Annotated in this window: 25 protein-coding genes and 1 pseudogene; 13 read left to right on the top strand and 13 right to left on the bottom strand. The window is 65.1% G+C overall.

Features of this window, described 5'->3' with window-relative positions; translation table 11 throughout:
• Positions 1–38: 38 nt before the first annotated feature.
• The 6 genes from ndk to MWU77_RS16715 all read right to left on the bottom strand — a co-directional run bounded on the left by ndk (position 39) and on the right by MWU77_RS16715 (position 7,662).
• Positions 39–458, bottom strand: a complete 420-nt coding sequence (gene ndk, locus MWU77_RS16740) for a nucleoside-diphosphate kinase (RefSeq protein ID WP_169688606.1) — start codon at positions 456–458, stop codon at positions 39–41.
• Positions 459–475: 17 nt separating this feature from the next.
• Positions 476–805: a DUF4233 domain-containing protein gene (locus tag MWU77_RS16735; protein ID WP_169688895.1), complete on the bottom strand. Its 330-nt coding sequence runs from the start codon at positions 803–805 to the stop codon at positions 476–478.
• 125 nt (positions 806–930) lie between these two features.
• Entirely contained in the window at positions 931–2,370 is a 1,440-nt protein-coding gene (locus tag MWU77_RS16730; RefSeq protein WP_247274281.1) for a folylpolyglutamate synthase/dihydrofolate synthase family protein, read from the bottom strand.
• The gene (locus MWU77_RS16725) at positions 2,367–5,039 is read right to left on the bottom strand and encodes a valine--tRNA ligase (protein ID WP_247274321.1); all 2,673 of its coding nucleotides are present in this window, start codon (positions 5,037–5,039) and stop codon (positions 2,367–2,369) included. Before MWU77_RS16725 ends, MWU77_RS16730 begins: the two co-directional genes overlap by 4 nt.
• A 44-nt stretch (positions 5,040–5,083) precedes the next feature.
• Positions 5,084–5,674 carry a DUF2231 domain-containing protein gene (locus MWU77_RS16720; RefSeq protein ID WP_247274280.1) on the bottom strand — a complete coding sequence of 197 codons (591 nt, stop codon included), beginning with the start codon at positions 5,672–5,674 and terminating at the stop codon, positions 5,084–5,086.
• Entirely contained in the window at positions 5,671–7,662 is a 1,992-nt protein-coding gene (locus MWU77_RS16715) for an alpha/beta fold hydrolase (RefSeq protein ID WP_247274279.1), read from the bottom strand. Before MWU77_RS16715 ends, MWU77_RS16720 begins: the two co-directional genes overlap by 4 nt.
• Before the next feature lie 142 nt (positions 7,663–7,804).
• Between MWU77_RS16715 and MWU77_RS16710 the strand changes: the two genes are divergently transcribed.
• The 8 genes from MWU77_RS16710 to MWU77_RS16675 all read left to right on the top strand — a co-directional run bounded on the left by MWU77_RS16710 (position 7,805) and on the right by MWU77_RS16675 (position 13,333).
• A complete protein-coding gene (locus tag MWU77_RS16710; protein WP_247274278.1) occupies positions 7,805–8,104 on the top strand; it encodes a hypothetical protein in 300 nt (99 codons plus the stop codon).
• Positions 8,105–8,228: 124 nt separating this feature from the next.
• Positions 8,229–9,020 carry a bifunctional hydroxymethylpyrimidine kinase/phosphomethylpyrimidine kinase gene (gene thiD / locus MWU77_RS16705; RefSeq protein ID WP_247274277.1) on the top strand — a complete coding sequence of 264 codons (792 nt, stop codon included), beginning with the start codon at positions 8,229–8,231 and terminating at the stop codon, positions 9,018–9,020.
• Between the two features lie 158 nt (positions 9,021–9,178).
• On the top strand, positions 9,179–9,499 hold the full coding sequence (locus MWU77_RS16700; protein WP_247274276.1) for an SAV_915 family protein: 321 nt from the start codon (positions 9,179–9,181) through the stop codon (positions 9,497–9,499).
• Positions 9,496–9,786 (top strand): hypothetical protein, encoded by a 291-nt coding sequence (locus MWU77_RS16695; protein WP_247274275.1) that lies wholly within the window; start codon positions 9,496–9,498, stop codon positions 9,784–9,786. Before MWU77_RS16700 ends, MWU77_RS16695 begins: the two co-directional genes overlap by 4 nt.
• Before the next feature lie 4 nt (positions 9,787–9,790).
• The gene (locus MWU77_RS16690; protein ID WP_247274274.1) at positions 9,791–10,861 is read left to right on the top strand and encodes a hypothetical protein; all 1,071 of its coding nucleotides are present in this window, start codon (positions 9,791–9,793) and stop codon (positions 10,859–10,861) included.
• Between the two features lie 15 nt (positions 10,862–10,876).
• Positions 10,877–11,830: a hypothetical protein gene (locus tag MWU77_RS16685; protein WP_247274273.1), complete on the top strand. Its 954-nt coding sequence runs from the start codon at positions 10,877–10,879 to the stop codon at positions 11,828–11,830.
• Positions 11,831–11,865: 35 nt separating this feature from the next.
• Positions 11,866–12,336 carry a hypothetical protein gene (locus MWU77_RS16680; protein ID WP_247274272.1) on the top strand — a complete coding sequence of 157 codons (471 nt, stop codon included), beginning with the start codon at positions 11,866–11,868 and terminating at the stop codon, positions 12,334–12,336.
• Complete coding sequence (locus MWU77_RS16675; protein WP_247274271.1) at positions 12,326–13,333, top strand: hypothetical protein; 1,008 nt, start codon at positions 12,326–12,328, stop codon at positions 13,331–13,333. Before MWU77_RS16680 ends, MWU77_RS16675 begins: the two co-directional genes overlap by 11 nt.
• 236 nt (positions 13,334–13,569) lie before the next feature.
• Here MWU77_RS16675 and MWU77_RS16670 read toward each other — a convergent pair whose 3' ends face one another.
• From MWU77_RS16670 to MWU77_RS16655, 4 genes are all read right to left on the bottom strand, one after another.
• Positions 13,570–13,980, bottom strand: coding sequence for a DUF302 domain-containing protein (locus MWU77_RS16670; protein WP_169688592.1), 411 nt, complete (start codon positions 13,978–13,980; stop codon positions 13,570–13,572).
• 61 nt (positions 13,981–14,041) lie between these two features.
• Positions 14,042–14,311 (bottom strand): metal-sensitive transcriptional regulator, encoded by a 270-nt coding sequence (locus MWU77_RS16665; RefSeq protein WP_169688591.1) that lies wholly within the window; start codon positions 14,309–14,311, stop codon positions 14,042–14,044.
• A 68-nt stretch (positions 14,312–14,379) separates the two neighbouring features.
• Positions 14,380–15,258, bottom strand: coding sequence for a sulfite exporter TauE/SafE family protein (locus MWU77_RS16660; protein ID WP_169688590.1), 879 nt, complete (start codon positions 15,256–15,258; stop codon positions 14,380–14,382).
• A 2-nt stretch (positions 15,259–15,260) separates the two neighbouring features.
• A complete protein-coding gene (locus MWU77_RS16655; protein WP_169688589.1) occupies positions 15,261–15,860 on the bottom strand; it encodes a rhodanese-like domain-containing protein in 600 nt (199 codons plus the stop codon).
• 124 nt (positions 15,861–15,984) lie between these two features.
• Between MWU77_RS16655 and MWU77_RS16650 the strand changes: the two genes are divergently transcribed.
• From MWU77_RS16650 to MWU77_RS16640, 3 genes are all read left to right on the top strand, one after another.
• Entirely contained in the window at positions 15,985–17,364 is a 1,380-nt protein-coding gene (locus MWU77_RS16650; protein ID WP_169688894.1) for a rhodanese-like domain-containing protein, read from the top strand.
• A 28-nt stretch (positions 17,365–17,392) separates the two neighbouring features.
• A complete protein-coding gene (locus MWU77_RS16645) occupies positions 17,393–17,578 on the top strand; it encodes a hypothetical protein (protein WP_169688588.1) in 186 nt (61 codons plus the stop codon).
• Positions 17,579–17,717: 139 nt separating this feature from the next.
• Positions 17,718–18,713 (top strand): iron-containing redox enzyme family protein, encoded by a 996-nt coding sequence (locus MWU77_RS16640; RefSeq protein WP_169688587.1) that lies wholly within the window; start codon positions 17,718–17,720, stop codon positions 18,711–18,713.
• Positions 18,714–18,754: 41 nt separating this feature from the next.
• On the opposite strand, the gene MWU77_RS16635 is transcribed toward MWU77_RS16640, so the two are convergent.
• Both MWU77_RS16635 and MWU77_RS16630 read right to left on the bottom strand, forming a co-directional pair.
• Positions 18,755–19,486: a class I SAM-dependent methyltransferase gene (locus MWU77_RS16635; protein ID WP_240959260.1), complete on the bottom strand. Its 732-nt coding sequence runs from the start codon at positions 19,484–19,486 to the stop codon at positions 18,755–18,757.
• A 110-nt stretch (positions 19,487–19,596) separates the two neighbouring features.
• Positions 19,597–20,202, bottom strand: a complete 606-nt coding sequence (locus MWU77_RS16630) for a GNAT family N-acetyltransferase (RefSeq protein WP_169688585.1) — start codon at positions 20,200–20,202, stop codon at positions 19,597–19,599.
• 617 nt (positions 20,203–20,819) lie between these two features.
• On the opposite strand from MWU77_RS16630, the pseudogene MWU77_RS16625 reads away from it, so the two are divergent.
• Together MWU77_RS16625 and fdhD are read left to right on the top strand one after the other, a co-directional pair.
• Positions 20,820–21,032: pseudogene (locus MWU77_RS16625) on the top strand (hypothetical protein); the annotation flags it as partial.
• The gene (gene fdhD / locus MWU77_RS16620; RefSeq protein ID WP_169688584.1) at positions 21,020–21,832 is read left to right on the top strand and encodes a formate dehydrogenase accessory sulfurtransferase FdhD; all 813 of its coding nucleotides are present in this window, start codon (positions 21,020–21,022) and stop codon (positions 21,830–21,832) included. The pseudogene MWU77_RS16625 and the gene fdhD, both read left to right, overlap by 13 nt.
• A gap of 16 nt (positions 21,833–21,848) precedes the next feature.
• On the opposite strand, the gene MWU77_RS16615 is transcribed toward fdhD, so the two are convergent.
• On the bottom strand, positions 21,849–23,033 hold the full coding sequence (locus MWU77_RS16615) for a S9 family peptidase (protein WP_247274270.1): 1,185 nt from the start codon (positions 23,031–23,033) through the stop codon (positions 21,849–21,851).
• Position 23,034 lies beyond the last annotated feature (1 nt).

The following is a 23,034-nucleotide window of genomic DNA, read 5'->3' as shown; positions in this document are numbered from 1 at the left end:
CCGAAGGGCGCCGCCGAGCACATTCGAAAGGGCCGGATCTACGCGGACACGAGTGCGGGGAACCACAGCGCGATCTCGCGCTCGGCCGACTCCACAGAGTCGGAGCCGTGCACCAGGTTCTCCCCCGCCTCCAGCCCGAGGTCGCCGCGGATCGAGCCCGGGACTGCCTTCTCGACAGGATCGGTGCCTCCGGCGAGCTGCCGGAACGCGGCGATCGCACGCGGTCCTTCCAGCACTGCCGCAACCAGGGGGCCACCGGTGATGAAGTCGAGCAGACCCGGGTAGAAGGGCTTGCCCTCATGCTCCGCGTAGTGGGCCGCCGCGATGTCCGCGGGGGCGGTGCGCAGCTCGAGAGCCACGATGTTCAGTCCCTTGCGCTCGATGCGCGACAGGATCTCTCCGACATGACGGCGGGCAACGCCGTCGGGCTTGATGAGTACCAGGGTCCGCTCAGTCACGAAGACAGCGTAGTGGTTCAGCCACGCTGGCCGGGAAGCAGACCCCGCCGCTCACGGTCCTTGATGTCTTTACGCAGGTAGAGGATGTATGCCCACACCACACAGAACAGAACACCGATCGCGCCGAACGCAAGGTCGATGAAGAAACCGAGGACCGTCAGGACCTGCAGCACGATGTTGAATGGGATTGCCCACGACCGTCCCTGGACACCCGCGCCGAGCAACATCAACACTGCGAGCCCCACGACGTATCCGGTCGACACGGCCGTCAGTCCGCCACCGAGCGTCGCGATCACCGGGAGCACCAGCAGCACGACGATCGCTTCGAGCACGAGCGTGCCTGCCATCACACCGCGGAATCCCTTCCACGGATCGGTTGTCGGCGGGAGGAACTCCGCGTTCGCAGCGTTCCCCTCGCGCACGGCGTCCTCGCTCGAACCCGAACTCTCGTTGTGCCGGGCATTGTCGTTACTCACGCAGGGTCCTTTCCGAAGAGTGTGCGCGCAGCTCCGGCAGTCACGACCGAACCGGTCACGACGACACCGGCGCCCGACACCGCTTCGCCCGGCTCGCCGACTTCCTCTGCGATCGCGATGGCGGTCTCGATCGCGTCGGCCAGGTTTGCTGCGGTGACGACGCGTTCGTCACCGAAACGCGCGACTGCGACGTTCGCGAGATCATCGACATCCATGGCGCGCGGCGAACCGTTGTGCGTCACGACGATCTCGTCGAACACCGGCTCGAGTGCCTCGATGAGTCCCGCGACGTCCTTGTCCGCCATCACGCTGACGACGCCGACGAGCTTACGAAAATCGAACTCGTCGGAGAGGGCCGCGGCGAGAGCTTTAGCTCCGTGCGGGTTGTGCGCAGCGTCGAGGAAGACCGTCGGGGCGTTTCGCACCCGCTCCAGCCGGCCCGGATTGACGACCGACGCGAAAGCGTCACGCACCGTATCGACGTCGAGCTGCTTGTCGGGGCCGGCACCGAAGAACGCTTCGACGGCGGCAAGAGCGAGCGACGCATTGAACGCCTGATGCTCGCCGTGAAGCGGCAGGAAGATGTCGGTGTAGAGCCCCCCGAGTCCCTGCAGGTCGATCTGCTGGCCACCGATCGCCACAGCGCGGCGCACTACCGAGAATTCCGAACCCTGCCGGGCAACCGCGGCGTCCGCCTCGACGGCCTGCCGCAGCAACACGTCCATCGCTTCGGGTTCCTGCTGCGCGATTATCGCGACGGTGTCGCGGGGGACGAGGCCGTCCTCGGGAGCCTTCTTGATGATTCCGGCTTTCTCCCCCGCGATCTCGGTGAGTGTCTCCCCGAGATACCCGGTGTGGTCGATACCGATCGGGGTGATCACGGCTACTTGACCGGTGACGACGTTGGTCGCATCCCAGCGTCCACCGAGGCCCACCTCGACGATCGCGACGTCGACAGGAGCGTCGGCGAACGCCGCGAACGCCATCGCAGTCGTGACCTCGAACTTGCTCATCTTCGGACCGCCTGCAGCCTCCGACTGTTCGTCGACCATCCGCACGTACGGCTCGATGTCGCGGAAGGTGTCGACGTAGGTGCGCGGCGAAATGGGCGCACCGTCGACGCTGATCCGTTCGGTGGCGATCTGCAGGTGCGGGCTCGTGGTGCGACCGGTCCGATGCTGCATCCGGGTCAGGAGGGCATCGATCATCCGCGTCACCGACGTCTTGCCGTTCGTCCCTGCGACATGGATCGACGGATAGTTGAGCTGCGGCGAACCGAGGATGTCCATCAACGCCGAGATCCGTGTCAGGGACGGCTCGATCTTCGTCTCGGGCCACCGTTTGTCGAGCTCGGCCTCGACCAGTGCGAGTTCCGCAAGATCGACCGGGGACGGTGTTCCCGGACGCTCGGGAACTCCCGCGTTGTCGGCGCTCACGCCTGTCCCAGCTCCTTCAGCCTCGCGGTGATGCGGTCGATCTCTTCTTCGGCGATCTGCTTTCGTCCCGTGATCTTCTCCACGACGGGGGCAGGTGCCTTGGACAGAAACGCCTCGTTGCCGAGCTTCGCTGTGGTGCCGGCAAGTTCCTTCTCCGCTGCCGCGAGGTCCTTGCGCAGTCGCGCGATCTCCGCACCGATGTCGATCGTCCCCGAGGTGTCGAGTTCGACGGTGACCGTCGCGCGGCTCAGGCGCACCTCGATGGATGCGGACGCGCTGAAGCCTTCCTCGGGCGACGTCAGACGCGCGAGCGACTGCACAGCAGGTACCTGGGCGTCGAGTTGCGCGGCGTCGATATTCGCGAGACGGGCCGCGACTTTCTGCGACGGCTTGAGACCCTGGTCACTACGGAAACGACGGATCTCGGTGACGAGCTTCTGCAGATCCCCGATTCGGCGGGACGAGTCCGCGTCTGCCGCGACACCTGCAGCAGCGGGCCAGTCGGCGATCACGACCGATTCCCCACCCGTGAGCACCTTCCACAGGGTTTCGGTGACGAACGGGATCACCGGATGCAGCAGCCGAAGCAGCGCATCGAGGACGGTTCCGAGAACGGTCTTGGTGCCGTCGGCGTGGACGCTGCCCTCGGCCAGCTGAACCTTGGCGAGCTCGAGGTACCAGTCGCACACCTCGTCCCACGCGAAGTGATAGAGCGTCTCGCACGCCTTGGAGAACTCGTAGCGGTCGAAAGCTGCATCGACGTCGGCGCGCACCTGCTCGAGCCGGTCGAGAATCCACCGGTCGGCATCGGTCAGGGCGTCGCGGGCGGGAAGCTCCCCGATGACCGCCCCGTTCATGAGGGCGAACTTGGTGGCGTTGAAAAGCTTGTTCGCGAAGTTCCTCGACGACTGAGCGTGATCCTCACCGACAGCGAGATCGCTACCGGGGTTCGCGCCGCGCGCGAGAGTGAAGCGCAGAGCGTCGGCGCCGAAACGGTCGACCCAGTCGAGGGGGTCGATGCCGTTGCCGCGCGACTTCGACATCTTCTTGCCGAACTGGTCGCGGACGAGGCCGTGCAGGAACAGGTCCTTGAACGGAACCTTGCCGCCCTCGCCCCCGTCGAGCGCTTCGTCGCCGGACACATAGGTGCCGAACATCATCATGCGGGCGACCCAGAAGAACAGGATGTCGTATCCGGTGACGAGAACGCTGGTGGGATAGAACTTGTCCAGTTCGGGTGTCTTGGCCGGCCAGCCCATCGTGGAGAACGGCCACAGACCCGAGGAGAACCACGTGTCGAGCACGTCCGGGTCCTGTTCCCACCCTTCGGGGGCAGTCTCGTCGGGGCCGAAGCAGGCGACCTCCCCATCGGGGCCGTACCAGATCGGAATGCGATGACCCCACCACAACTGGCGCGAGATGCACCAGTCGTGCATGTTGTCGATCCAGTCGAACCAACGCGGTTCCTGGCTTTGGGGGTGGATCACCATGTCGCCGCCGCGCACGGCATCACCTGCGGCCTTGGCCAGGGATTCGACCTTGACCCACCACTGCATCGACAGGCGCGGCTCGATGGTCTCGCCGGAGCGTTCCGAATGTCCGACGCTGTGCAGGTAAGGACGTTTCTCTGCGACAACGCGGCCCTGCTCGGCAAGCTCCTTGCGGATCGCGACCCGGGCCTCGAACCGGTCCATGCCGTCGAATCGGGTTCCCGAGTCGGCGATCTTGCCGGTCTTGTCCATGATGGTGGGCATGGGCAGGTTGTGCCGCAGTCCCATCTCGAAGTCGTTGGGGTCGTGAGCCGGAGTGATCTTCACGGCACCGGTGCCGAACTCGGGGTCGACGTATTCGTCCGCAATGACCGGAATCTGCCGTCCGGTGATCGGATGTTCGAGGGTCGTACCGAGGAGGTGCTTGTAGCGCTCGTCGTCGGGGTGAACCGCCACCGCGGTGTCGCCGAGCATCGTCTCGACACGGGTCGTCGCAACGATCACGTGAGGCTCATCGTCGTTCAGCGAGCCGTAGCGCAGGGAGACGAGTTCACCCTCGACCTCTTCGAACTTGACCTCGATGTCGGAGATCGCCGTCTGCAGCACGGGCGACCAGTTCACGAGTCGTTCGGCGCGGTAGATGAGGCCGTCGTCGTACATCCGCTTGAAGATCGTCTGCACGGCACGGGACAGGCCGTCGTCCATAGTGAAACGGTCGCGGGACCAGTCGACGCCGTCGCCGATACGGCGCATCTGGCCCTGGATGGTGCCGCCGGATTCGCGCTTCCAGTCCCACACCTTCTCGATGAACTGTTCCCGACCGAGGTCTTCCTTGGTCTTGCCGTCGGCGGCGAGTTGCTTCTCGACCACGGTCTGCGTCGCGATGCCGGCGTGGTCCATACCGGGCAACCACAGCACCTCGTAGCCCTGCATACGCTTTCGGCGTGTGAGGGCATCCATCAGTGTGTGGTCGAGCGCGTGGCCCATGTGCAGGCTGCCGGTGACGTTCGGGGGCGGCAGCACGATCGAGTACCCGGGCTTGTCGCTCGCCGGGTCGGCCTCGAAGTACCCGGCATCTACCCAGCCCTGATACAGGGCCTCCTCGACTGCACTGGGGTCCCAGCTCTTCGGGAGGGCGTCGGCGGGGTTCTGCGAGTTCTCTGGCGCACTGGTCACCAGACAATCGTAAGCGGATGGCACAAATCACCAGGACACGACCCGAGTCAGAAGTCGATCGCGGTGAAGGTGTACCAATCGTCGTGGAAGTGCCGGTAGCCGATGTCGCCTTCTGCTTCCGGATTCCCGATCTTGTCGGTTCCGTGCGGTAGGTGCGCGACTCCGACCGAATTGAACAGCCCGCCCCGGGTATAGAAGTGGCAACCACGCGGCCCGGACGTGACCCTGTGCACGTCGTATACACCGACGCGCATGTCCTCGAGGGTTGGCTCGCAGGTGCCCGCGCGCTGTTCGAGCTCCCCTTTCGACAATTGCCACCCGATCCACGACGGGATGCCGAGCGCACTCACGAGGGCTGTCGCAACAACAATCACAGGCGTGATCCACAGGCGACGATCCGGCCGATACCGCCACAGCCGGATCAGTGCCAGCGCGAGCCACACGGACCCCAGCACGACGAATACCCAACCCACGAGGATCACAACTATGAACGGCATGACCGGCTGAAGCTGCGCACCCAGCAACACCACACACGCAGCGCCGACGAGAACCGGAAGCACCGCACACACTCCGATCCGCCACCAACGCGGCGTCGGCGTGCATTCGCGCGACGTTCCTGTCCGGTTCTCCGGACTCACCCGAGGATCTCCGGCAGTTCGATCGGAGTGCCGAGGACGTGTTCGGACAGGAACGCCTCGACTGCCTGGTACCAGATCTTGGTGTGCTGAGGGCTGAGCACCCAATGGTTCTCGTTCGGGAAATACAGGAAACGGTGGGCTGTGGAGCCGTCGTCCTCAGCGGGCAGACCGGATTCGTTGAGCAACTCGTACCAGAGGCGGAGCGCTTCTCCGATCGGGACGCGATAGTCCTTGTCGCCGTGGATGACGAGCATCGGGGTGACGATGTCGGCGACGTACAGGTGTGGCGAGTTCTCGACGGCCATCTCCGGGGTCATCTCACGCTGCCAGTACCACGCGACGTCGGTGGTCGGTACGAACTGGTCGAGCGCCCACAGGCTCGCGTGCGTCACGATCGCGCGGAAGCGGTCTGTATGTCCGGCAACCCAATTGGCCATATAGCCGCCGAAGGAGCCGCCCATCGCGGCGGTACGCGCGGCGTCGATGTCAGGGCGGGCCTCGACGGTGTCGGTGATCGCCATGAGGTCGGTGTAGGGCTCCTTGCCCCAACGACCCCATCCGCGGCGAATGAAGTTGTCGCCGTATCCGGTCGACAGCGCCGGGTCCGGCAGCAGCACCGCGTAGCCGCGCGCGACCAACAGCCACGGATTCCATCGCCACGACCACGTGTTCCAGCTGCTCAGCGGCCCGCCGTGGATCCACAGCAGCAGCGGTGCCGGCGCATCCGCCGTCGCGGTGTCCGGGAGGGCCAGCCAGCCGCGCACGGGTGTGCCGTCGTCGGCCGTCGCGACGACGCCGGTGAGTCGCCCCGGTAGGTCCGGTAGTTCCGCGGGTGCCCGCAGCGGCGTCACCGTTCCGGCGTCGGGCCCGGTCAGCGCTACACGCACGGGGTGCGGCGGCGCCTCGCAGGAGGCACGTAACGCAAACAGCGTCGCGCCATCCGGCGCGACGGACAGATCGGTGTACGCGGCGTCGTCGAGGGTGAGTTGTTCCGGACGATCAGCTCCGGACCGCAGCACGAAGACAGGGCCTCGCCCCTTCTCGTCGGCGGTCAGTACGAGACCCGCACCATCGGGCAACCACGCGATCGAGGTGGGTCGGCGGTCCCAGTCACGTGCTTCGACGGTGGTGACGCCGTCGGCGATATCGAGGATGCGCAGTGTGATCTGTGGCGGTGTGTCCGGATCACTCAGCGATTCGTGTAGATATGCGAGCTTCGTCCCGTCCGGCGACAGCACCGGGTGCGTTGCGTCACCAGTGTCGTCGTCGACGAGCGGTGTGCGCAGTCCGGTGGTCAGGTCGACCCGCACGAGCGTCGTGCGTCGGGAGGCGAGGGGCCCCGCCACGATCCAGGTGGACGCCGCGAACGAGCCGTCGGCGGCGACGTCGAGTTGTGCGTCGCGCAGTGAACTCCGGACACCGGGTGTCAGGTCGGTGAGCTCGCCGTCGGCGCCGACGGTGAGCAGGTGCGGACGGTCGGGGCCGAGATCGTGGTCCCAGTACCGCACCGGGTAGCCGGTGTGCATCACGGCCGAGACCTTGCGGTCCTTGCGGGCGGCGCGGACGCGTTCGTCGTCGGTGTCGCTGTGGCCGAGCACGTTCGCGGTGAGCACGATCCGGTCTCCGCGCGTGGCAGCATGCACTCCCGCAACCCCGCCGCTGCGAGCGACCGCTTTCTCGGCCTCACCACCGGCCGCGGGGAGACGCCACAGTGAGGGCGGCTCGTCCTCCCCGCCCCGGGTCGCGGTGAACAGCAGATCGCCGCGCGCGGTGAAAGTCGGGTTCGACTCCCCCTTCTCTCCCTGTGTCAGCCGGCGAGCGGGTTCACCGCCCACCGGGTCGATCTCCCACAGCGCACCGACGAACGAGGTGCCCGTGTCGTCGAGGGTCGATTGTGCGAGTATCAGCCGGGTGCCGTCGGGCGACATCACGAGCCTCGTGACACGAGGCAGCGCAAGGTAGTCGTCGAGGTCGTCGAAGGCCGTCATATCCAGAACCTTAGAGCGCGTCCGAGAACTCCGGCACGAGTGACGCCGCTCGATCACCTAGACCGAGACGGTGACGATGGCCGAGTTCGCGCTGGGGTTACCGTGAAGGGAAAACTGGACGAATGCCCCGTAAGGAGATCCTATGGCCCTGAACAAGACCGCCGTGTCCGCCCTCGCCGCAGGCGGACTCGTCGGCGGCTACGCCGTCGCACGCCGCACAGGCAATCGTCCGCTCGGGGGCGCTGTGCTGGGCGTCGTCGGCGCCGTGTGTGGGACACAGTGGGCACGCACGAGCGGTCCTGCCCGCACCGCCGCGCTCGTCGCCACCTACGTGGGCGCGTTCGGCGCGTCCCATCCCTTGGCGAAGCAACTCGGGGCCTGGCCGGCAGTCGGCGTCGTCGCCGCGGGCACTGCCGTGGCATCGCAGCTCGTCAGCAGGTGACACGCGGGACCGTGTGGACGCTCGGAGAGACGTGATCGACGGGCGTCCGGTCGTCGGTTGTAATCTGGTCGTTCGACGAGACAGTTCGGGTTTCGTCTCCCCGATTTCGAACGGAGAACGTACAGTGGTCGATCTCGCATATGTCATCGCCGGGTCGGAAGCAACCGGCGGCGCAGGCCTGCAGGTCGACCTCAAGACGTTCCAGCAGCTCGGGGTGTATGGCGTCGGCACAGCGACGTGCATCGTTTCGTTCGATCCGAAGAACAATTGGGGACACCGCTTCTTCCCGGTTCCCGCCGAGGTCATCGCCGATCAGATCGAGGCCGCCACGTCCGCGCACGACCTGGATGTCGTCAAGATCGGAATGCTCGGCACACCCGCAACCATCGACGTCGTCGCGGATGGGCTGGGCAAATCCTCTTGGCGTCACGTGGTGCTCGATCCAGTCCTGATCTGCAAGGGTCAGGAACCCGGTGCTGCACTCGACACCGACAACGCATTGCGCCGGCAGATCCTGCCGCACGCAACGGTGATCACCCCGAACCTGTTCGAAGCCCAGACACTGTCGGGGATGGAGTCCATCGAGTCCGTCGAAGACCTGACGGAAGCGGCGCGCCGTATCCACGATCTCGGCCCGAAGTACGTGGTGGCGAAGGGCGGCGTGGAGCTGCCCGGCGACGAAGCGGTCGATGTCCTGTTCGACGGCGAGCATGTCACCCTCCTGACCGCGCCGAAGGTCGGAAACGAGCGTGTGTCCGGTGCCGGATGCACGCTCGCGGCTGCCATCACCGCGGAGCTCGCGAAGGGCACCGAGGTAGCCGAGGCAGTGAAGGCCGCAAAGGATTTCGTCACGAACGGCATCAAGGGTCGCGTGTCTGCGCACACCCCGTTCGACACGGTCTGGCAGGGCGCGTAGCCACACACGTGCGTTTTCGGTAGCCCTTGCCACCTCGAGCGCACACCGACGTACCGCGTCACGTTGCCGGGTCGGGAATAGCGCTTGCTATTGTCGGCGTCGACGTGTTCGGCCTGGGGGGTCGAGCATTTGCTGACACGATCATGGGGGGGATCGTCGTGACCGACGCACCATCGGTGCTACCGCCGTATCTGTATCTTCCGTGCGCCCAGGCGGTTTCCGACCCGGCTGATGCCGTCGTCGATCTGAGATACCTCAGCGACGGTCGCATGGCCTTGCTCGCCTACACGGCCCTCGATCGTCTGGCGTCCTGCTGCGGCGACATGCAGCCCTGGCTTGTCGTTCCCGCGCAGGTACTCCCACGACTGCGCGAGGTGTACTCGTGGGACGTACTCGTGCTCGACATAGAGATCCCCGAGCACGAACGCCGGGGCGCGAACCATAACGGGAACACACCGACGCCGCAGCCCACGCGATGACATTGTACGTCGATCCCGACGAACTCGACCGTGCCGCAGAACGATACGAAGTATCGGCATATGCTGCAGCCGACATCGGTCGACATCTCCCCGATTCGGTGCGCGCAGGTGCCGCGACGGGCGCACTCACCGGAATGCTCGCGCAGGTAGCCGCCGACCTCACCGGTCTCGTCGCGACGCTCGGTTCGAGTGGGATGGTTCTCGGCGGATGCGCGGCCGCATACCGCCGAACCGACGACGACACTGCTACGTACCTCGTGGCCCGCCTGTCCGACATAGGCGAGTGATCCGATGCCGATCAACACATTCATCGACGGCGATCCCGCAGACATCGCCCGGATCGGAGATTGGGCCCGCCGAAGTCTTGCGGCCGCTGTCGAGAGCACAGGGGACGACGCAACCGCCGCCCGTCGGATCGCCGGCGATGCGTGGGACGGTGATGCGTCCGAGGAGTTCCTTCGAATGGCCACTGATCTCGTCCACTCCATCGACGGCTTCCAGAACAAGGTCCTCGACGTTGCAGGTCGGTTCGATCAGATCGCCGCCGCCTTGACTTCGGTGCTCGCCGATATGGCGGAGCTCTGTGATCGAGCCGCGGCTGCTGGATTGTCCGTGGTGTGCAACACCATTGCCGATCCCGCTCCCGATTCCGACGAGACCGTCCTCCGCGCGTACAACGACGCCGCAGCCGCGGCGCAGGACATTCACGCACGCTGGGCGCGTGAGGTGGCGGCAGTCGCCAACCGATGGGCGGGTGAAGTGTGGGCCGCGTCGTTCACCACCAGTACCGGGCTCGACTACCTGACCGCAGAATTGAAGAAGACGGTGCAAGGTCTCACAGAAAGGGCCGCCGGTCTCACGCGGCAATCTCTGCAGTCGATGCAGTATGTGCTCGACCTACCTGACGGGACGCCGTACGACGAGGTGCGCCGACTCTACGGGGCAGCTCAGGGCACCGCCGACGACCTCGCCGCAACCACTACACGCCACGCACAGCTGGCGGACATTCCAGGGCGGATGGCCGTCGGCGTGGGAGCGCTGGGCCTCGTCGCCGGTGTCGGTGTCGACTACTACGGCGGTGGCGAATCACTCGAGCAAGCCGTCGTTTCAAACTCCGCCGGCCTCGCGGCTTCGATTACCGCTGGAGCAATACTCGGATCAGCGGTTCCCGGGCTCGGCACCCTCGGCGGCGCGCTGGCCGGGACAGTGGTCGGCATCTTCGCCTCAGGCGGGGTCGACCATCTCTACGAAGACTCCTCGGCCGGCATCATGAGCACACTCGACGCCGGCGGCAGCGAATTGGTCGAAGCCGCACTCTCTCTCAAAGATCTCGGGGTCGCGGTCCGTGGGCTGGTGAGGTAAGAGAAGGACACACGAATGCATTCTGACGAACACACCCGATTCGCAGCATACGGAAGCCGACTGGTCTACGGCGCGTTCCTGATCACCGGCTACTGGACACTCATGACCCTCGGACTCCTGATCGGGGCGGTCATCGAGAACACTCTCCGGGGCCGACACCCGGTCCTGCCTGAAATGACACTACTTGTGCTGACCATGGGGATCTTCTCTGTCATCTATCCGATCTCCGGCTTCCTCATGTACAGTCCCCGAACCCGGCTCGCCGACATCACCGTCGGCACCGACCAGGATGTTCCCGCCCTCATGCTGCGCCAGTCCGGGCTGATCTACATCCTGTCCGTCGTGCAACTCGCCGCAGCCACCGCAGTACTGATCATGACGGTGAATCTCGGATTCGGCCCTGGACCCCACCCGTTTGCCTCAGGTTGGACACTGATGATCGCCATCGTCTCGGGCTGGCAGGTGGGAGTCGTTGCCCTGATGGCGCTTCGTCGTATCTGTCCCGGCTACATCGCCATTCGGCATGACGGGATTCGGATACGAGGGTACGTCAACGATGCGTGGGTGCCCTGGGACAGCGTCAGTCCATACTTGTTCAACAGCGACAGCCTGTTCGCCAGGGTCCACATCGGACCCGAGCACCGAGTGGTCATCTCCTCCCGCGTGCCGCGCATGTGGATGAACATCGACAAGCGCCACACCTTTCATGCTCACCCGTCACGGCCACGCAAGCCCATCATCACCGTCAGCACCGATCGTCGCCGCTACCGTATTGCTCCTGAAATCATCGACGCAGCCCTCAACCGGTACACCGAAAACCCCACCGCCCGCGACGAACTGCGCGACGCCGCGGCCATCGCACGCATCGTCGACGCCCTTCGCTCCCACGCACCCAAGACATGGTGGCGATCCCAGACACGACCCGTACCACTCCCCATTCTCACCGTGGATCCCCACCAACTGTCATGACCAGGCCATTACTCCCCAATGCCACAGACTCGCTGGTGCCCACAGCATCTGAATTCCGAGTTCGGCGGCTCTACGGGGCAGCTCAGGGCACCGCCGACGACCTCGCCGCAACCACTACACGCCACGCACAGCTCGCGGACGTTCCAGGGCGGATGGCCGTCGGCGTGGGAGCGCTGGGCCTCGTCGCCGGTGTCGGTGTCGATTACTACGGCGGTGGCGAATCACTCGAACAAGCCGTCGTTTCCAACTCCGCCGGCCTCGCGGCTTCGATTGCCGCAGGAGCAATACTCGGATCAGCGGTTCCCGGGCTCGGCACCCTCGGCGGAGCGGTGGCCGGAACTATCGCCGGAATCATCGCCTCAGGAGGCGTCGACCATCTCTACGAAGACGCTTCGGCGAATGTCTTCAGCACATTCGCGGCCGGTGGCAGCGAGCGGAGCGAAGCATTCGCCGCGTTGGGCGATCTCGGCACCGCCACAATAGGAGGCCTATTCAATGAAAATTGAGGACCTGTCGATGCACCCGGATCCCCCTGTCCGAACGAGAGTGTACGGAACCCTCACGATCTACTTCCACTTCGTAACCGCCTGGCTGCTGACGTTCGGCGCTGCGACCGGTGTGGTCGTCACCCTCGGTACGAGGTTCCAGACCGGTTTGCATCCACCGCCCGAGATTCCATTCCCCGACGACCTGGTCGCAGCGCTGGCATTCGCGGTGTTTTTCGGACTCACCCCGATCATGTGTCTTCTCATGCACAGTCCCCGAACCCGACTGAGAGAAATCAGCGTCGGCACCGACCAAGGCGTACCGGCCCTCGTACTGCGTCAGTCTCGACTGATCTACAACCTCGCCATGATCGTTGCGCTGCCGGCCCTCACCGCCGGGATCGTTTTTCTCCTGAGACTCAGCGAGGTCCGCGCGGACCGTGTATTCAACTCGATACAGCACGAGATCGCGACCTGGATACTCCTGCTTACTGTCACATGCGGATGGCAAGCCGGCGTCGCTGTCGGGATGCTTTCCGGTCGCGTCCGCCCCGGCTACATCGCCATACGCCACGACGGCATCCACCTACGCGGCTACGCCAACGATGCATGGGTTCCCTGGGACAGCATCTGCTCCTACCTGCGCAAGACCCATCACCAGAATCTCATCATCCAACTCGCAGAGGACCACCACGCGATCATCTCCTCCCGAGTACCGCGTCTGTGGACGCACATCGACAAACGAATAGATGGTCACGCCCACCCATCGCGACCGCGCGAGCGTCGGACCAGCGTGGCCATCGACCGACGACCGTTCCGGATCGCCCCCGAAATCATCGACGCAGCGGTCGAACACTTCTACGAGAATCCTGCTGCGCGCGAAGAACTACGCGACCCGGCAGCCATCTCTCGCACCGTCTACGCCCTGCGCGCGCAGGCCACGACCGCGTGGTGGCGATCCCAGACACGTCCCGTGACCCTCCCCATTCTCACGGTGGATCCCTACCAACTGTCATGACCAGGCCATTACTCCCCAGTGCCACAGACTCGCCAGCGCCCTCATCGAACCCGAACATCGAATGATTCCGGGTTGCCGAAGAGTTCGCGACCGCCGACATCAAGGCTCGGGTACGGCGCACACCCGTTCGACACGGTGCGGCAAGGCGCGCTACACCTTCCGAATCGGAATCGCGAAAGCCGAACCCGCGGTCGGGAAGACCACAGGTCCAGCTCGATCGCCAGCAGCAAGAGTTGTCAGCTCGCCTCGTCGGCCGACAACGAATCGATCGCCGACTGCAACGCGACGGTGGCAGCCTTCGCCACCTCGCGAAGTCCGTCCTCATCGGCGAACTGAACCATCAGCTGCGGATTCATCGCATCGATCACGACGGTCGCGGGGTCGGTGCGGTCGCGGCGGACCACGACGTTACAGGGCAACAGCAACCCGATCTGCGGATCCGCGGTGACTGCCCGGTGCGCAAGCGGCGGATTACAGGCGCCGAGGATTGTGTAGTCCTCCAGATCCGCGTCGAGTTTCGACTTCAAGGTCGCTTGCATATCGATCTCGGTGAGAACGCCGAAACCTTGTTCGGACAGTGCTTTACGAGTGCGCTCTACAGCTTCGGCAAACGGCGCGCGAAGTGTCGTCGACAGTGCAAGATCCATGTTCGTCATCCTTCCTCTCCAGTGACCGACCGGCGTCCCACGCCAGTGACCGACCGGCGTCCTACGCCAGGGCCAGGAACAACTTCTCGAGTTCGGCCACGTTCATCGGCTCTTTGCCGTTCTCATTCTCGTTGGTCAGGCATTCTTGTAGGCCGGTTGCGACTATTTTGAATCCCGCGCGATCCAGGGCCTTGGACACTGCCGCGAGCTGAGTAACGACGTCCTTGCAGTCACGACCCTGTTCGATCATCGAGATCACGCCGGCAAGTTGCCCTTGGGCTCGACGCAACCGGTTGAGTACAAGCGCGATGCTTTCTTCGTCTCCAACCATGGCAATGCTCCTGTCTCCAGTTTCTGACCATTGTACCCCCCAGGGTATTGCGGGGGCATGTTCATCGCTCATCCCACCACTGCGTGAGCACCGCGCCGGGTCAGCAGCCGCCGGAGCGGACAGAACTCACGACGGGCGCACGCGTACATAGTGGCGGCGGCAGTGCCAGTAAGTACCGCGACCGCGACGCCGACAGCCGGATGAATCTCCTGGGCCAAGATCACCGATGACATGAGCAGGACGAACCAGCCGAAGCCCTTGCGCAGGGCATCAGGATCGACCATCGAGGTCAATCTGCCGCCTATCAGGCTGCCGAGAACCGCCGCAGCGGTAACCATCGAGGCCAGACGCCAGTCGATCTGCACGGCCGACAGGTATCCCCCCAGGCCCGCGAACGACTTCATCGCGATGACGATCAGCGAGGTTCCGATCGCGAGAGGCATGGACAGTCCGCCGAGAAGGGCAAGCGCCGGGACCACGAGGAAGCCACCTCCGGCACCGACGAGCCCGGTGACCAGACCGACGACCACCCCGTCGACAAGCACCTTGCCGATCGGCATCGTATGCGCTCCCCCCTCTCCGGCCGACTTGTTCTTGCGACCACGCAACATTGCCACCGCAGTGGCAACCATCATCACAGCGAACGCGAGGAGCAGCACGGTACCGGGAATGAACTGCGAGAGCAGACCGCCCGCGTACGCACCGACCATCCCGGCCAAACCGAAGAAGATACCGGTGCGCCACTGCACGCGACCCGCACGTGCGTGGGAGATCGCGCCGACCGCACTGGTCACACCGACAACGAGCAGCGATGTGGCGATGGCTTCCTTCGCATCCATGCCCGCAACGTAGGCAAGCAACGGAACGGTGAGGATCGATCCCCCACCGCCGAGCAATCCGAGTGTGACGCCGACGAGAACTGCCAGCGCAACGGTCAGCGCGATCACGATCAGTTCCTTTCGGCGGAGACGGTCTTCGCCGCGGTGAGCCGAGCGACGACGGATTGTGCGTCACACGAGGCCGCGCGGTTGTACGGCAGCTTCGACAACACCATGCCCATTGCGCAGGTATTCGACAGAGCAGCGAAGGTGAGACCCCCGCCGATCCCGGCCGCCAACCACTTCAGCTTGGGCACCGCGACACTGGCGAGTACCGAGCCGAACACGATCGAGCCTGCCACCAGGCGTACCTGCCGTTCGAGATCCCACCGGCTCGCACCGCGATTGACGGGCAGCCCCTCCCCTTCCCAGCCGAGCATGCCGCCGTCGAGGAGATGAACGTTGATCAGGCCCGCAGCCCGCAGGTCTTCTTCGGCCTGCACGGCACGCTGACCCGAGCGACACACCAGCACGACATCTTCGTCGAGATGTGCACAGAACTCGTCACGATGCTCACGCAGTAGATCCAGTGGAACGTTGTACGCGCCGGGGATGTGAACGGTGTCGAATTCACCGGGGGTGCGCACATCGATGACTCGGATGTTCTTGCCGGACTCCATCAGCTCGAGCAGTTCGGCCGGATAGAGGGTGGCAGCAGAGAAGGCGGTCATGGGGGGCCTTTCTAGAGGAATTTCTGGATACCCCAGGGGGTACTTGACATACCCTAGGGGGTATATGCCAATCTGTCTACACACCCCCGGGAGTCCACCCGGCAACCACACCTCGGAGGAAGCGATGATTCTCGAGCAGTACTACATCGAGTGCCTGTCCCACGCGTCGTACCTGATCGGCGATGAAACCACCGGCCGCGCGGTCGTTGTCGACCCACGCCGTGACATCACCGAATACCTAGGCGACGCAACGAAATACGGACTGATCATCGAAGGCGTCATCAATACGCACTTCCACGCCGACTTCGTCTCCGGCCATCTCGAACTGGTCGACGCCACCGGCGCCTGGATCGGATTCGGCGAGGCCGCGGAAACCGACTACCCGATCCGTCGTCTGAGCGACGGCGAGAAGCTGTCTCTCGGTGAGGTCGAACTCGAGATCATCGCCACACCCGGACACACCTGGGAATCGATCTCGGTACTGCTGCGCGAACGGCCCGGAGCCACACCCAGCGCGGTACTGACCGGCGATTCACTGTTCATCGGCGATGTCGGTCGCCCCGACCTGGTCAACCTCGGCGAGGGATCGAGCACCGACCTGGCGCGCGCGATGTATCACACCGTGCACGACAAGCTGCTGTCCCTGCCTGACGAGGTTGTCGTCATGCCCGCCCACGGCGCAGGATCATCGTGCGGGAAGAACCTGTCGACCGAGCTGACCTCCACCATCGGCGAGCAGCGTGCGTCCAACCCTTCGGTGCAGCCGATGAGCGAGGATGTGTTCGTCACCATGATCACCGACGGCCAGCCCGCGGCTCCGGCGTACTTCTCGGTCGATGCCGCCATGAACAAGCGTGTCCATCCCCTGCTCGCCCAGGACCACGCCATCCCCGAACTCACACCTGCGCAGGTGAAGACCGAACTCATCGCCGGCACGAGAGTCCTCGATGCCCGCGGTGTCGACGACTTCGCCGCCGGCCACCTACACGGCTCGGTCAACGTCGGGTTCGACGGACGCTTCGCCGAAACGGGAGGAATGGTCGCCGAGGTCGGCGAGAAGATCGTGCTCATCACCTATCCCGGCGAGGAGCAGGACGCGGCGATGCGTCTGGCCCGGATCGGATCCGACGGCGCCGCAGGCTATCTGAACGTCGATCACGACGGGATCTTCCCCGAAGAACTCGCCGCGCTGATCGAGACCGCCCCCCGCACGAGCGTCCAGGATCTCGATCGATTGCTCGCAGCCGACTCGGTGACCCTCGTCGACATCCGGAATCCCGGCGAGCGCGCTTCCGGATCGATTGCAGGTTCGGTTCCGATTCCTTTGGCGCAGTTGCGAGGCCGGCTCGATCAGGTTCCGGACGACAAGCCCATCGTGGTGCACTGCGCGGGCGGGTGGCGCTCGAGTGTCGCGGCATCGCTGTTGCGTGCGCAGGGCTTCACCAACGTCTCGGACCTGCTGGGCGGATACAACGCCTGGGCCGAATCCCACTCCGCTGCCTGACCATACGAATCATTCCTGGAGGTTCCTCATGTGCTATCCCGTCGCCTGTTCCCGTTGCAACAAGACCGGATGGGGAGGTTGCGGACAGCATGTCGACGCCGTCATGCGGTCCGTGCCCGCCACCGACCGCTGCACCTGCGATCAGAGCACCACCGCAGTGTCGACGCGGCGCCCGCGGCCGGGTCTGCGCTCGCTCTTTCGGTCCGGCCGCTGACCGCGAGGGGTCGACGCTCGGTGCGCGCGAGACCGCAGCGCGCCGGGTGACGAGACCCTCACGGTCGCGGGGGCCGGCCGATCAGCGGGATCGTGAGCATTCGGTCGAAGATGTGCCTCCACCGCGATAGCGTGAATACATGCGGTCCACCAGTGAACTCCACGCGCACTTGCTACCCGCGGCGCGCGGCCCCCTGTCGGATGCTGTGATCATCGCGCTCTCATCCGACCCCGAAGATCGCGTGGAACTACCCGAGCCCGACACGACCGTCGATCCTTTCGGGCACGACCTGCAACTCACGCTCTACATCTGCTACGAACTTCACTACCAGGGTTTCTCCACGGTGGACGACTCCTGGGAATGGCAGCCGGATCTCCTGCGACTGCGTGCGCAGCTCGAGCGACTCTTTCTCGCGGAACTGCGCGTACGAATCGCCCCCGGCGACGACGCCGTCGGCGAGATGGATGCGCTCGCAATCGAGCCGAAAACCGGAACGGGCCCTTCGTGGCACCTGTTCGAACAGGGCACATGGGCGCAGATGCAGGAGTATTTCATGCATCGATCGCTCTACCACCTCAAGGAGGCCGACCCACATGCGTGGGCGATCCCACGATTGACCGGGCAATCGAAAGCGTCTTTCGTTGCTGTCGAGTTCGATGAGTACGGGGGCGGTCGCGGAGATCGGATACATGCGCAGTTGTTCGCCGACCTCCTCGATGCCGCAGACCTCGATTCGACCTACCTCGGCTATATCGACCAGGTCCCGGCCGAAACCCTGATGCTCGTCAACCTCATGTCGATGTTCGGACTCCACAGAGCTCTCCGAGGAGCGGCCGTGGGACACCTCGCCGCCACGGAGATCACGTCATCGCCCGGCTCGAAACGTTTGGTCCAGGCACTGGTTCGCCTCGGAGCGCCGGCGCCGTGCCTGCAGTTCTACCAAGAGCACGTTCACGCGGACGCGGTACACGAGTTGGTACTCCGCACCGACGTCGTAGGTGATCTGCTGGCCCGCGAGCCCTCGCTCGCCGCAGACGTGGTCTTCGGGATCCGCGCGTTCGGGTTCGTCGAGGACAGGTTCGCCGAGCATGTGATGTCTGCGTGGTCGAGCGGGCGCACCTCGCTACTGCGCTAGGAGCACGACCGGGGCCGGAAGTCGCTCACCAACGGAGCGTTCTACGTCGGCGGGACGGTCCCCCGCGCGTACCACGCATGTGCGTCGAGAGTGAAGGCTCCCTGCGGCAGCGCCTCGCGGCAGAACTCACGCACTCGGGCCTTGGCCTGCTCGGGAAGTGCCACGAACGACTGGCCGGCCGGACCCACGCCGTAGGCAAACGGCTCCCAGAAGTCGTCGAAGTCAGCATAGGACGCCTCGGCTGTGATCGTTCCATCCACTACGTCAAGCATGCCTGCTCGACGGAACCGGGTGGCGATATCTCCCTCAGAGGTGCCCGCCATCCCGGTCTCGCCGATGATTTCGGGGTCGACCTGACGCACAGCCGTCCAGAACACGCGGAGCATCGTCATGCGGCCACCTACGACGTCCCACATACACGACGCCACAGCACCTCCCGGGCGGGTCACGCGCGCCATCTCCCGAACACCACCGTCGGGGTCGTTCATGAAGCCGATCACGAGGGACGACAGAGTCGCGTCGAATGTGTCGTCGGGCCAGGGCAACTCCTCGGCCACGCCCTCGCGTACGTCTACCCCCGGGTTGCGTTCGCTGCACGCCACCGCAAACCGGTGTGCCGGATCTATCGCCGCGACATTCCCGGCACCGACCCGCACGACGAGTTCACGCGTGAGGCCACCGGGCCCGCATCCCACATCACACACGCGCTGACCAGGTGCAACGCCGGCAGCGTCGGCAAGCGCCACCGCCAGCGACGGCGTGTAGCGCCCCATGAAACGATCGTAGTGCTCGGCCGGACCGGCGAACGACATGTACCCATTAGGCGCGGGTGAAAGTGGCGAGGTCAAGCATCCGCGCGGATTTCGACACTTTCACCCTTGCATCATCGCGGGTCTCGCCACATCGCCCACAGGGTCGGGCCACCGCCCGGGACGTGGATCTCACCGGTGACGGTGAATCCGAACCGCTCGTAGTACGGAACGTTCGATTCCTTGCTCGATTCGAGGTATGCGGGAGCGTGCTCGGAATCGATCCGGTCGAGGCGAGACTTCAGCAGCGCCGTACCACCTCCCGCGCCTCGTGCATGGGAGGCCGTTCCGATCGTCGACAGGTACCAGTGCGGCTCCTCGGGGTGTGCGGCTTCGACTGCATCCTCCACCGCTTGACCCCGGCCAACGTGCCGACCGAGGGCCCGCAGTAGCCCCGGCATCATCCGCATCCTTGCACCCATCGGTGGGTGCCATCGATCAGGCGGAGCCCACATCGCGGCACCACCGACCCGACCGTCGAGTTCGGCAATCTCCGTTCCACCGAGCGCGAGCATGTGGTGGCGGGCGTCCGTCGCGAAGAATCGTGCCGTTCGGCGAGCACGGCTCTGCTCGTCGGGGAACATCCAGGTGAAAATCGGATCGTCGAAGAAGGCGTCGGCGAAAACGGCCGCGAGGTCATGGAGGTCGCTACGTGCGGCGGCCCGCACCGTGACGGTCATGCTCTCAGCCTACGACGAAAGTGCGCAGGTGTCGGCCGGACGCTCTTGAACGCGGTCGGCAAATTTACAGGGTTGTCACCCGCCGCCCCATCGCAGTTCCTGACGTGCACCACTGTCGATCATCAATGGACCACGCGCTGAACCGTGAGGGTCACAGGACAGAGAGCGCACGAACTGTTCATAGTCGGCGGCCACCGATGCCTGTTCCATACGTGTCCACCTTGTACAGCCGTGGGATAGGTCCGAAGACCCACCCTCCGTCGCAAACTGTTGTTGATCGCTGTTCCCTGGGGGGTGGACCGAGTATCTCGAGGTCCACGGCAGCCCGGCGTGAATTTCTCGCAACGGCGGGCCACTATGGAGGAATGATGCGCCAAGGTCCCGATGCGGACATCGACGAGTCCGAACTCTGGATTTCGCACCCCAAGGACTACGCCGCAGGCATCCCCGCAGTCCTGATCTCATTGGAGCGTGCCTACGAGCAGATGGGCGCGATCCGCACAGCAAGGACGCTGCCCACCCTCGGCCGCACCGATCTCGACGTCCAGGCAGGCGGGAAACACTCTGTGTCCGTGGACGATTCGATTCCAATGGTGCATCTGCCAGGAGGATGGCTGGGACCGGACGGCACACCCGAGGAGCGTCGCGTCCACGGCTTCCGTGTCGTCGCCTACAGCACGCCGAAGGGCAACGCCGCGGCCTACTGTCCCGAGAGCAACCCGCTTGTACCTCTCGGCCACGTGGCGAAGAAATCCGACACTCCGGCATCGAAGGCGATCACCGTGCGACTCGAACCTGCAGCAACGAAGGATTCGGCATGGGCCGTGTGACGACCCGTCGTACCGTCCTGCGGGTCACTGCCGACCGCACGACTCGACGTCCCGACACGCTCGCCGTCGAGGAACCTCTCGAGCTCCGGCTCGACGGACAGGCGTTGACAGTCACGATGCGCACCCCCGGAAACGATGTGGAGCTCGCTCACGGTTTCCTGCTCACGGAGGGAATCATCGGCAGTCGCGACGACATTGCGATCGCACGCTACTGCGACGGCGTCGACGACACCGGGGCAAACACCTACAACGTGCTCGACATCCAGCTCGCCCCCGGTGTCACGGTGCCCGACAGCGCCCGTGCGCGGAACTTCCTCACCACGTCCGCGTGCGGGGTGTGCGGCAAGGAATCCCTCGAACAGGTACGCACGCGCACCCGTTTTCCGCTGCGCGGCGATGTCGAGATCTCCGCGCGCACACTGGCCGAGTTGCCCCAGCTGATGCATCGACAGCAGAAGGTGTTCCACTCCACCGGCGGACTGCACGCCGCCGCACTGTTCACGATCGACGGTTCGCTCGTGCAGCTGCGGGAGGACGTGGGCAGGCACAACGCCGTCGACAAGGTGCTCGGATGGGCGCTGTCGGAAGGCAGGGTGCCTCTCACCGACAGCGTCCTCGCCGTCAGTGGTCGCGCGTCGTTCGAGCTCGTGCAGAAGGCCGTGATGGCCGGTGTGCCGGTGCTCGGGGCGGTATCGGCGCCGTCGTCGCTTGCCGTCGACCTGGCCGAGGAGTCGGGTCTGACATTGGTCGGCTTCCTGCGCGACGACTCGATGAACGTCTACACGGGAACGGTGCTCTGACGCCGCCGCACCGGCCTCAGTTGCAGGTGTTCCCGGCTGTCTCCCCCGCGCGGACGGTCCCGACGAACGCGTGTACGTCGTCGAACGATGCTTCGAGTACCGCGCGATGGTCCGCGCCGTCGTACACCCGGTAGGTCAGGTCTGCGTCGTTGCCGCACAGCGCCTCGGTTACCTGGTCGGTGATGGCACGCGACACCAGAGCGTCCGCACTGCCTTGCACGACGAGCGTCGGCACCGAGAGATCGAGGTGTTCGATTTCTTGTGTGGCGTAGTACTCGCGCAACCCGTCGAGATCTGCTCCAGGTGCAAAGATCCGGTCCGCGGGAACGGATGCGGCAGCCGCCCACACGTCGTCCATGCAGCCGGTACGCGCCGCTGCGAGCAGCGGACGGGATTCGTCGGTGAGCATCGCGTCGGCGGAAAGTTCGGGTTGCGCCGCTTCCGCGCCGAGAAGCAGAACCGGCAGGAAGCCGAGCGCCTGTGCGATACCCGGGCCGCCTGCCGCGAAGTAGGCCGCGGTGTCGCTGGTGCGACTGCCCGGCGCGAACGACACCACCGATTGCAGGTCGAGCTCGGGTGCGCGCTCGGCCCCGAGCGCGCCGGTGTAAAGCGCGGCATGCCCGCCCTGGCTGTGCCCCATCGCGATCCACTTCTCTCCGATGGCGGGCTCGAGGTCGCGGGCGGCCCGAACGATGTCGACGACGGAGTTCGCGGCGCTCGTGCCGTTCATGTAAGGGTGCCCGCCGGGGGTGCCGAGACCTTCGTAGTCGGTCTGGACCACGGCGTATCCGTCGGCGACCCACCGGTCGAGCATGGCCGAGGTCCGTCCGACGTAGGAATGCGCGGGTCCGCCGACCGTGTCTGCGGACGGTGCACAGGCGTCCCCTACCCCGGTGGTGCCATGAGCCCAACTGATCACGGGCCATCCGCCTTCTGGCGCCTGGCCCTTCGGAATCGCAACGGTGCCGGAGACCAACGTGGGGTCTCCATCGGCACCCTCGGAGATATAGGTGACCAGGTCGGTGCGCTCTGCGCTGGGGAGCGCCGCCGCACTGGTGATCGGGCGATCGGTGACCAATGTTCCCGGAGCCATTGCAGCGGAATCGGCCGGCTCCGGCGCCGGACTCGAACACGCTCCGAGGCCGAGTGCCGAGGCGAACGCAAGTGCCACGACAGCGTGCCTGGACTGGAAGGTCGTCATC

Origin of the sequence: Rhodococcus sp. F64268 (assembly GCF_023015605.1) — a bacterium.
Taxonomy (GTDB): Bacteria; Actinomycetota; Actinomycetes; order Mycobacteriales; family Mycobacteriaceae; genus Rhodococcus.
This window is presented reverse-complemented; position numbering and strand designations above follow the sequence as displayed.